This window comes from Deltaproteobacteria bacterium, assembly GCA_016874735.1.
Classification (GTDB): Bacteria; Bdellovibrionota_B; Oligoflexia; order Oligoflexales; family CAIYRB01; genus CAIYRB01.
The window spans coordinates 1-11,517 of the sequence record VGTI01000080.1; the positions used below are offsets into that span (position 1 = coordinate 1).

6 protein-coding genes are annotated in these 11,517 nt (G+C 51.0%); 4 read left to right on the top strand and 2 right to left on the bottom strand.

Features of this window, described 5'->3' with window-relative positions:
- The 3 genes from FJ146_17835 to FJ146_17845 form a co-directional block, all read left to right on the top strand.
- A partial coding sequence (locus FJ146_17835) for a ferrochelatase (GenBank protein ID MBM4253832.1) occupies positions 1 to 466 on the top strand: 466 nt, incomplete at its 5' end.
- A gap of 132 nt (positions 467 to 598) precedes the next feature.
- A complete protein-coding gene (locus FJ146_17840; GenBank protein MBM4253833.1) occupies positions 599 to 2,479 on the top strand; it encodes an MFS transporter in 1,881 nt (626 codons plus the stop codon).
- Positions 2,480 to 2,580: 101 nt separating this feature from the next.
- Complete coding sequence (locus FJ146_17845) at positions 2,581 to 7,683, top strand: GAF domain-containing protein (protein MBM4253834.1); 5,103 nt, start codon at positions 2,581 to 2,583, stop codon at positions 7,681 to 7,683.
- Here the strand turns inward: FJ146_17845 and FJ146_17850 are convergent.
- A complete protein-coding gene (locus FJ146_17850; protein MBM4253835.1) occupies positions 7,611 to 9,914 on the bottom strand; it encodes a hypothetical protein in 2,304 nt (767 codons plus the stop codon). The genes FJ146_17845 and FJ146_17850 overlap by 73 nt on opposite strands.
- A 150-nt stretch (positions 9,915 to 10,064) precedes the next feature.
- Between FJ146_17850 and FJ146_17855 the strand changes: the two genes are divergently transcribed.
- The gene (locus FJ146_17855; protein MBM4253836.1) at positions 10,065 to 10,703 is read left to right on the top strand and encodes a HutD family protein; all 639 of its coding nucleotides are present in this window, start codon (positions 10,065 to 10,067) and stop codon (positions 10,701 to 10,703) included.
- A gap of 3 nt (positions 10,704 to 10,706) precedes the next feature.
- Here FJ146_17855 and FJ146_17860 read toward each other — a convergent pair whose 3' ends face one another.
- Positions 10,707 to 11,483, bottom strand: coding sequence for a hypothetical protein (locus tag FJ146_17860; protein ID MBM4253837.1), 777 nt, complete (start codon positions 11,481 to 11,483; stop codon positions 10,707 to 10,709).
- Positions 11,484 to 11,517 lie beyond the last annotated feature (34 nt).

Genomic DNA, 11,517 nt, shown 5'->3' on the forward strand with positions numbered 1-11,517 from the left:
CGATGCAGAGGACGTGTGCATCTTCTTGCCCCTGCATGGGCTGGTCGACAGGTTGGTCAAAGAAGGCGATCCCTACGTGCCGCAGGTCATGCGCGTGATTGATGAGCTAAAACAGAGCTACGGTGCCCACCGGGTATCTTATGGCTACCAAAACCACGACGAGATTCCTTTCATCCGATGGACACAGCCAACCACCGACAAAGCGTTAGCCGCGGTGGCAGCCAGTGACTGCCGTGGTGTCCTCATCAACGGGGGAGTGTCATTCACCGTCGACAGTTTAGAGACCCTTTACGATCACCGCGTTGACGAACCTGCCCGCTTGGCGGAAGAGGCGCGTCGCCTTGGTAGGGTGTCACCAAGAATTGTGGTGCAACCAATGTTCAACGCGGCCAGTGATTTTGTGGCTCTTATGGCCACGATCGTCCGAGAAGCTCTGGTTGGTCAGGGTGATCTGGAGAGTCTCTGAGCTTCCGATGGTCATATCGCCGTGCGTTATGTGGCCGTAACACGCTGAGATTGTTGTGAGCGCCGCTTAATTTTTAAACTTTGCTGCAATGCCTTCCGATAGCTCCCCAAGGATTCGCCTCGGGAGGAAGCTGTGCATACGTTCAAATTACTCGGTCAGAGAAAATTCGCTCCCCTGTTCTGGGTCCAATTCTGCGGTGCCTTCAACGACAATCTGTTTAAAAACGCCCTGGTGCTTTTCATCGCGTTGCGTGCGACGTCCGAGGCCGAGTCGGGATTTTTCATAAACATGGCTTCAGGCCTGTTTATCTTGCCTTTTATCCTTTTTGCAGCCATCGCCGGGCAGCTAGCCGATAAATTCGAGAAGTCGATGCTGATCCGGTACACCAAGGTGTTTGAGATTGGCATCATGGCGATGGGGGCGATAGCCCTCTATTTGCACAAGTTTGAGCTTTTGCTCGGGGTGCTCTTTCTCCTCGGAACCCACTCGTCCATTTTTGGACCGTTGAAATACAGTATCCTGCCGCAGCATCTTGCAGAGGACGAGCTGATAGCAGGAAACGGACTGGTCGAAATGGGGACTTTTCTCGCCATTCTGCTCGGTACTATCAGTGCTGGACTGCTGCTGGAACACGGGCATCAGTACGTGGCAACGGCAATTCTGGCCGTGAGTGTCTGCGGGTGGTGGTTTAGCCGTTACATTCCCGAGGCCCCGGCGTCAGATCCTCAGCTCAAACTAACTAAGAACCCGCTACCTGAGACCAAGAATCTCATGTCCCTGGCGATGGCGCAGAAGACCGTATTTCTATCGATACTTGGGATCTCTTGGTTTTGGTTTTTTGGTGCCACTATCTTGGCCCAGTTGCCAAGCTTTACTAAGTTCGTGCTGTTCGGCAACGAACAGATTGTTACCCTACTATTAGCCACTTTTTCCATTAGCATCGGAGTTGGCTCGATGCTTTGCGAACGCCTGTCACGCGGGGACGTTGAAATTGGTATGGTCCCGTTTGGCGCCGCAGGCATGACTTGGTTCTGCCTTGATCTGTTCCTGATGACCTATCCACCAGCCGGCGATTTAGTCGGTCTGAGTGCGTTTCTTGAGACACGCGGTGACTTTTCGCCGATCAGGCTCCTCATGGATGTGGGCGGTATCGGCCTTTTTGGCAGTTTTTTCATCGTGCCCCTATATGCTCTGATTCAACAACGTAGTGATGAGCGTTATCGGTCACGTATAGTCGCAGCCAATAACCTCATGAATTCGCTGTTTATGGTGGCCTCGGCATTGATGACCATGGTGCTTTATAATTTAGGAGCATCAACGCCCGAGATCTTCCTCACCATTGCTGTCCTTAATTTGGCTGTATGCACCTATATTTTTGCGCTAGTACCTGAATTCGCCCTGCGATTTGGGTTTTGGCTGCTTGCCAGCACGATTTATCACCTGCGCTATGATGGGCGTGAGCATTTACCGCGTCGGGGAGCAGCATTGCTCGTCTGCAATCATGTCAGTTTTATAGACTGGCTTGTTATTACTGCTGCTTGTAATCGACCGGTACGGTTTGTTATGGACCACAGGATTTTTGCTGCACAGGGCGTCAATTTCATATTCAAATTATGTAAAGCGATACCCATTGCTCCAGCCAAAGAGTCAGCTGAAGTAAAGGAGAAAGCGTTTCTGGCCATATCGGATGCTCTTCGCGACGATCAGGTAGTTTGCATATTCCCTGAAGGCATGATTACCCATGATGGCAAGCTGAACGCCTTTAAGCCTGGGGTGGAACGCATCTTGGCCGCTGATCCTGTACCAGTCATAGCTATGGCGATCGGAGGTCTTTGGGGGAGTTTTTTTAGCCGTAAAAATGGTCCCGCGATGAAGAAAATACCCAAGCCTACCCACCGCACAATATCAGTCTATGTGGCGCCACCGTTAATAGTTCCGCCAAAGGCTTCACAACTCGAGGTTATTGTCAGCGAGATGCTTGTAGCGCATGAGGCCCGTAAAAAGGCCGCGTGATTTCGCAGTCTGGATCAGTAGATTAAGCGTTTCATGGAAAGAGGTTTGAGCTGCGCGGATTTACGCAAAAAAATAAAGTGTTCTCGGGTACCAATACCGAGGTGATGCGAGCCATCCGCGACAGTGATGGAGTAGCGGTCATTCTCAAACGGATGATCACGAAATCTCCCACAGCTGCCGACCTTGCTCGGTTCCGGCGTGAATATCAGTTGATGAGAGATATAAATGATACCTGTGTGCCCCGAGCCCTAGACCTTTTATCGTTGGATGGTTACTGGACAATTGTAACGGAGGATATGGGCGGACGGTCCCTAGATGGCGCTTTGGCAGAGAATATTGAAATCGCGGACATCCTAAACCTTGCCATGATCATTGCTGCAGCCGTGGCTCGCGTGCATCAACATCACATCATCCACAAAGATTTGTGTCCAAGCAATATCGTCGTGAGCGACGATTTTCAGAAGGTTCAAATCATAGATTTTGGTATCTCGGCAAAACTGACGCAAGAAGAGGCATTTTCGACTGAGGTCAAACTCATCGAAGGTACCTTGGCATATGTAGCTCCCGAACAGACTGGGCGCATGAATCGGCCTGTCGATCATCGCAGTGACATTTATGCCCTGGGCGCGACTTTTTTTCGTTTGTTTTCCGGTAGATTACCTTTTCTCAACTTAGATCCCCTCGAACTTATTCACTCTCATGTTGCGAAAACGCCCCCAGATTTGACCGAGGTCAATCCGCATATTCCGCCCTTGATAAGCCGGATTGTGGCGAAAATGCTTAGTAAAGAACCTGACGAGCGCTATCAGACGATGGTTGGCTTACTGGAAGATCTCAAGGCCTGCGCTGCAGGGGCGGCACGTGATTTGCCACTGGGGCGCAAAGATCACCACAGCCATTTTGTGCTTCCCTCCAGGCTATATGGGCGCGATTCCGCGTTGCGGACTTTGGCGGAAGCCGTTGATCGCTCAACTCATGGTGGCGTTGAATTAGTGCTCGTTGCCGGTGCCTCTGGTATCGGCAAATCATCGCTTGTTAACGAGTTGCACCAGAAGATTGCTACTTCAGGCGGTTTTTATGCCAAAGGCAAGTTTGATCAGTATTTGCGCAACGCCCCTTATCTGGGATTTATTCAAGCGTTGAGTTCGCTCATTTCGCATTTCTTAGCTATGGAAGCTGACAAACTGAATTGGTGGCGTGATCGCATACAGACAGCCCTAGGGGCGCAGGCTAAAGTCATCGTTGATGTCATACCTGAACTTGGGACCTTATTAGGTGCTGTACCTGAGGTGCAAGACTTGCCTTCGATTGAGGCCTCAAATCGCCTCAGGGTGATGTTTGAAGCCTTTCTGAGGGCTTTGACGGTCCCGAATCAGCCATTAGTGCTATTTCTCGATGACCTTCAGTGGGCAGACGGGGGGTCTCTCAAACTTCTTGAGATTTTGAGTACTCAAGCGGAGCAGCAATCATTAACCGTGATCCTCGCCTTTCGTGATCGGGAGGTCGATGATCATCATCCGGCGCAGATAACGTTGAATTTATTGGCAGACAGGGGTGTTTCCTTTACTAAGGTGGAGCTAAATCCACTTGAGTTGTGTGACGTCGAGCAACTTATCAACGACACTTTGCATATGGATGCCACCGATGCTAGGCCTTTAGCCTCTTTGCTTGTTAGCCGCACTGCAGGTAATCCCTATTTCGTTACGCAAATGTTGAAATCCCTATATGACAACGGGATTATAAAATTCAATCATGAATTGAGCCGTTTTGTTTACGACAACGCCAATTCCCAAAGAGTCCCTCTTGCAGCGAATGTTTTAGAGCTAGTTACATTGCAATTACGCACTCTCCCAGAATCCTGTGCGCGGGCTTTGGCTCATGCCGCGCTACTTGGTGCTGAGTTTTCTATCGCAGCCTTATGTCAGGTCCTCCAGGTTAGAGGCGATGATTTGGGTAGGACTCTGGGTGTCGCCATCGAGCGTGGGGTGATTATACCGCTGGATTCCAACTACCGCTTACTTAACACGGCAGACAGCACGATAGAGGCGCGTTTTCGGTTTGCCCACGATCGCTTGCAGCAGGCTGCGGTCCAGATCTTAACTGATGACGCGATCAAGGAGGCGCACCTAGCGATTGGTCGCTATTACAGAGGTATCGGCGAAACCAGGGCTCTGCTGGACGCTGCCAATCATTTATATGCAGCCCTTTCTGTGATCCCAGCTAACGAACGGAAGGACTTGCCGGATTTATGTCTCCGCGCCGGAAACGAGGCCGTCCGCACAGCAGCCTACGAAGATGCCTTTAACTACTATGAAATGGGGCTAAGGGCTCTTGGTGAAAATGGCTGGGTAGATCATCCAGAAATATCACTTAAATTCCATTTGCGTTTAGTAGAAATTGGCTACAATGCCGGTCAGTCGACTAACTTGGAGTCGTATTTTGCCAAAATCAGGTCATTAACATCAGTCAGCGCAGTTGATGTAGCGCCGGCTTACATAGCTATGGCAAGTGCGCTGCGACAAATGGGGCGATACGTTGAGGCTATTGACGTGAGTTGTGCTGGCTTGGCCATACTCGGTGCACCCTTGCCGCGTTATCCGGGTTTTATCCGAGTGGCATGCCAGCTCATTAAATTAAAATTACAATTTAATCGAAGAATAACCGGTCAAATACATAAACTGAAAGAGTTGACGGATGTGCGCCACTTGGCGATATCTGATTTATACGCCGAGATTGCCGGAGCGGCATTTTTTGTTGATAAAAACATGTTGGCCCTATCTCTAGTTAAGAGGACGGAACACGCCGTAGTACACGGTATGAGTGAAAGTGGTGCCAACGGTATTGCTGCCTATGCAGCAGTTATGGCAGGGACCTTTAAACAATACAGCGCAGCGCACAATTTGACCCATTTGTTGGTCAAGACTTCCCGAGATCGAGGCTATGGTCTGGGTTATCTGCGTACGGCCATCATCGCCTACGGACTTGTAAATGCGTGGCAGGACGCTAAGCGAGAGGAAATGGATGCATTGGATGGTTTGGCGCATTCTTCTTTGGCCAATGGGGACCTGGAGTGGGGCTGTAATGCTTTGTTTTTGTCCATAGTCAATAAGATCTATTGTTGGGATGATTTGCGTCATCTAGGTCAAACTGCTAACGCTTATTATGAGTTAGTGCGTCGCTATCAGCAACGCCAGATGCAATTCAATCTAGGAGTTGCCTGCCAACTAATCGGACAACTGACAGCGAAGCCGGTTGCTTTTGTTCCACTCCTCAACGATCGTGCAGAGGTCGAAAAAATTCTGGAGGGACAAACGGCGGCGGCCCGTTTCAATTACTACAGTTTGTATATCATTTATAATTTCCTTAACGATCGCTATGCCCAAGCGGTCCGGCAAGACGAAATAGCGCGTCCCTATATATGGTCTGTAGAAAATACGGGCATGCCCTTTGTTCAGGCTCGCATGTTTGCGGCCCTTGCTATTTTAGCTAATCAAGATCCCGATACTTTTGATCGTAGCGTCCTCCGTCAATTACGCCCCGGGCTTGGTTTTTATAAACGACTAGGTCGTATCAATCCTCGTAGCTTTGGTTGGATCTTTCCCCTCTTGGTGGCTGAAGTGGCCAGACTTGAAGGTCGAGTAGCTGCGGCGCTTCATGCCTATCAGAAAAGTCGACGGCTCGCGGCCGAATCTGGTTTTTTTCCAGCGCAGGCTTTAACCTATGAGCGTTCTGGACGCTTTAGTATGCGCCAAGGTGATCCATCAGCGACACAACTTATACGCGAGGCGCATCACTTTTACGCAGCGTGGGGCGCGACGGCTAAGGTGCGGCTGCTCGAATCCCAATTCCCAGATATCCATTGGGACATGTCTTTCAGTCAACTGGCGGCACCCAACCTCAATGCTGTCACCACGTCGTTGAACCGGGTCGATCATCTTGACCTCGAGAGTATAGTTAGAGCTTGTCAGGCCATCTCCGGAGTACTCGATATGGAGGAGCTGATAAATATCCTGGCTAAGATTACGCTTGATACTGCCGGAGCTACCCGTGGACATATTTTTCTCAAAGATGGGGCAGAACTCAGATCGCATATTGAGGCTAGGTACCGATCGGTATTCAGCGCCGACCGGCAGATAAAAAATGCCCGGGATTTGTCAGAGAATGTCGCCCTATCCCTTATAAATTACGTATCTCGTACGCAAGAGATTGTGGCCATTACTGATTGCAGTGAGTCGCATCAATTTCGTCAGGATATTTACTTTGCAAGTGCTCGTGTGAGATCTCTGGCTTGTATCCCGATCCAGGGGCAGGGAGAGCTTCTTGGTATTCTCTATCTCGAAAACGATTTGGCCGCGCGAGCTTTTACCCCTGAAAGGTTAAAAACCTTGGGTCTATTAGCTGCGCAAGGGGCCATCTCACTTCGAAATATTCGTCATGCGACTGATATGCGTGAGCGCGTCAGACTCGAAGGGCAGATGCGCGCAGCCCAGGCTGTTCAGACGGCTCTGCTGCCGAGTCCCGCGACCATACCTGGTATTTCCATAAGTACCGCCTATATTGCTGCTGAGGAGACCGGCGGCGATTGGTATGGCTATCAATATGACGCCGATCATCAGCGGTTATTCTTGCAGATTGGTGACGTTACTGGCCACGGTATTCCATCAGCACTTGTGACTGGTGCTGTATCGGGCGCAGTCTCGTCAGTGCATGCACTGCTGGCGCATTTCCCGGGCTTATCTGACGAGCGTTGCATCGAGCTTCTCATCAGGGCGACCGATCGTGCCGTCGCCAATTCGGGTTTAAAGACTGACCTGTGGATGACCATGGGATTTGTCGTCATTAATATGAAAGATGGTGTAGGTATCTACCATAATGCCGGACATCTGCCGCTCTACCTTAAGACGGATGGTGTAGTTAAGCGACTGTATAGCGTGGGATCGCCCCTTGGCATTGTTGGAGAGATTTCGATGGTGCGCTTTGACTTTAAGCCAGGTGATATCTTGCTTATGATCACCGATGGGTTGATTGAAAATGGAGCGACTAGTGGCAGTCGCCAACGTTTCAGCGATTTAAAGAAGATCGTCGCAGCGGCCAAAGACGATGGCGAGCTGCGGACTTTGGTGCTTGCCGCTTACGACGAAATCATGGGGTCCGACAAGGCCGACGATGACTGCACGCTGCTAGCATTGAAGCGCGTCGCTTGATCAGAAGATCGCAAGTGTTGTACCCACGTAGTGAGCGTTTTCAGAAGCCACAGGTCGCCGACGACTAGGGCGATGAATCCAGCCGCAGAAAGTAGACCGAGCGTGCGTGGCTGGGCGAAGTCAGACACCAGAAAAGCCAACGAGCCCAAAGTAGCCAATATAGTCATCTGAACGGAGGCGGTGCTCCTTTGAGATATGCCCTGGGAAATTGCGCCAAGGCGACTGCTAAACATGTACTGGATACTGCTGTCTCCTGCTAGGCCAACTAAGACGGCAGCAAAAACACAGCTGATAAAATTGAGACCGCCGAAGATCCAGGGTCCAATCCCGAGTAACACAACTGGACCCCACATCGAGGCAAAAATCATGGTCGCAGGTTTTGTCATGCGCAACGCTCTAGCCAGCGACAGAAGCAGCAGGGCGACGAGAACAAGACTGAAAATAAAGCTCTCGGTTAAAGTGTCGATGACCTTTGCGGCATAGTCTGCGTAGGCGACTAGATCCCCGGTCACAAAGCACCTTGAAGGGGCGCAGATGTCTTTGACCTCATGAATAAGCGGCGCAAGGCTAGTAAGCTGCGAATCTTCGACAAAGATGCTGACGCGCATTAATTGATGAGACTTCGCATACCAGTAGCTGGTGCCGTCAGCGAGCATGAGTTCGCGCTGCATCAGCATGAACCGTTCATAGCTTAAGTTACGAGCGGCGTAGGCTACGTAGGCCGAAGGGCTTTCGACGCGAACTATGCCGTTAATTTTGCCTATCTTGGCGATAATTTTTTCGGCGTTTTCGAGATCTGCGCCCACAGGGAGAACCAGGTCGATCGCAGCTGACCAACCGAAGTCCTTTTTGAGTGTAGCAACAGCTTGATTAAAGGTGTGCTGCGCGTCCCAAACATCAGTCAGCGAATCGCGTACCTCAAGTTTACCTATGCCCACGGTCGCAAGCGGTACCAAGGCGATGAGTGCCACACAGGCTAACCTTGGTAGTCGTGTGCGACAAATGCCGTGGACCGTGCGGGCAACGGCGGTGCTTTCGCATTTGGTCCATGACCTCATGCGGGGAAGTAGCGTCAATACAGCTGGAATCACGGTAAAGACGATGACGAATTCCAAGGCGGCACCAATCGCGGCCCAGAGGCCAAGACGCTGTATCGATACGATGTCCGAGAGACACAAAGACAAAAACCCAATAACCGTACTGAGGGAGGTGTAAAAAGACGGCAGCATGAGACGGCGGAAAGGCTGGCGCCAATCAGCGGTGTTGCCATTTTCCTGAGTCATTTGGGCTAGGAATACAAAGTCTTCGATGGATGCGAGTGCGACGATGGTGAAGATACTATTGGTCAACATATCAATCGGGACACCTGCTGCGCCCATGGCTGAGAACAGCATGATATTGGCAACGACGAGGCTCGCACCAAGCAGTAAAGATCCTCGCCAGCTACCAAAAAGGACGCGAAATCCTACACAAAAGATCACTAGCACCAGAAAATTAACCCACTGATCACGCATGAGGCTCTTAAGAAATTCAAGTTTGAAGGCGGCACCGCCGGCGAGGTTATAACTAACGGTATGAGTTGCAGGGAAGGATTGCGCGAGATCCGTCTCAAGTGCGGCAACCACATTAGGGTCAAACGAACCAAATTTGCTGCCACCCGGCGTGTTGCGCAGGTAGATCACTGCCAATAGGGATTTCTGATTGGCAGCCACTAAGGTGCCGATCAGGGGCGCGGACATGACGGCGCTCAAAGGATAGACGCTCGTGCTTGGGTCCTCACAGTTAAGTTTAATGGCGAGGGGGTAGGTGAGCGTCTGAGGTGTCTCCGCACCGTAGCGCGCGGTAAAGGGTGAATTAATAAACTGGACGTCTTGATTGGCAAAATCAATCTTACGTACCCAGGCGCGAATACCGCAGAGATCCTGCTCGTTGAGCATGCCGTGGTCGCGGCGTTGAAAGATCGTGGTCAGCTCTTGATCTCCGGCAAAGGCTGCCCTCTTGCGCGCTTGATTGATCCCAAGTTCAGAGTCCGCGGCAGTACTGTCGGTCACTGAGAGTAGGATTTTGAGTTGCGCTAGTCCGGGAAGGAGACTGATAATCGTGAGCGCAAATATAGCGAGCACTAAACGAGGGCGGCGGTAGCTCATGCGCAGACTGCGTAGCAGCAGGAGTCCAGGTATGGTGACCATGGCTTGGCGGGTGCGGCTGGTTTGTTTAGGTCCCGTTGTCATAACGACCTCCTTTGGGGTCTTATCGGAATTTAATGAATAAATATTGATAGTTAAATGCAATGATCGTTTACAAAGTGAACGCCTAAGTCGCAGTAACGGCTCTAACCACCAGTGATTAGGGTGTTTTTTCTTGGTGTCTTTGCAAAGCGAATGGATTCTTTAATGCAAATCGTTCAGTTGGGTGCTAGCGACTACGTAACGACTCCGTGGAAGAACGGCGGCGGCAAGACCACGCAGTTAGCGATCGAGCCGCCAGGTGTGACTCTGGTTGAGCCTTTTCTCTGGCGCATGAGCAAGGCATATGTAAATGCGTCTGGTCCTTTTTCCGCATTTCCAGGATACGAGCGCCACATCATCCAGCTGACTGGTGGCCGCATGCGTCTTGATCACGGAGTCCACGGGACAGCGGATCTCGCGATTGAGGTGCCCCACGTCTTCAGCGGCGATTGGCCGACTTACGGTAGTCTCCATGGCGACTCCGCTAGCGACCTTAATCTCATGGTGCGTCGTGACGACGCCAAGGGACACACTGAAGTGTGTCGCTTGCGGCCTAGCGAGACTCTGACCAAAGACGTCGCATCCGCTGCCAGTATCCTAGTGGTGCTCAGCGGCAGCATGTTAGCCACGGCGCGGTCATCGTTTACTTTAGGGCCCGATGACTGTTTGATTATGAGGCGCGCACCCTCCGGAAAAGTCGGGGAGGGTGCGGCAGTTAAATTAGGTAGGATCGTGCTTAGCGCCGTGGAGTCAGTCACATGCGTTTGGACGGACATCGCGTTCACTAAATGAGGATCATTTTACTTTTTGATAAGTGATGGTGTCCAAAACAGTGGGTCTAGTCTCCGTCGAAGCACAGAGTTTAGTATCACTACAATCCCCGTATTTGAGTTGGTCCCCGTCGACCTTGACTAGATCAAAGTGGTTAGTGGGGACGAGGTTGCAAGAGGTCACGTTCGTTGCAACTTTTGCTGTGAATACGAGAGCGGCACAGTTTGAAACGGCGTTATCGGCAAAGAACGCGGTCAACGCGTCGGCGCCCTCTTGGTTGGCGGGGATGAGTTCAACACTCACAATTTTGGCGTCCAAAGCGAAGGCGCCGGGAACCTTGGTCGAGGCTGGGCCAATGACGAATGTGCTTTTTGTTTTCATCATGTAAATACCTGTGCGGCAGTTTTCGTCCGAGAAGTGGAGGTTGAAGTTGATCGCTTCAACACCATTGTACTCATCGATCCAGGCTTCCGAGGTCTCGTCGTCTTCATTGTTAGCGCATTCAGACTTCCAAGCACCAGCGATATTGATCTTGGGCGCGGGTGTCTCGGTGACAATGGGTTTCTCCGCTGGTTTTACCGGATCCTTAGATGGAATTTGATTAGCAGGCTTCGGCTCAGTTTTGGGTGTCGTCGGTGGCTGCTTGGCGTCGAGAGCAGCACTGTTTTGTTTTTGCCGCACGTCCTGTTTTTTGGTGCTCTTGGGCCCGCAGGCTACGAAGAGGCTACAAAGCATTAGCGATAAGCCGATGGTGGTGGCGTTGGTCTGTAGTGTATTGAGAAGTAGTTTTTTGTGGCTCATAGTGAGTGTCTCCTTTGTAAACTTATCGGAATTT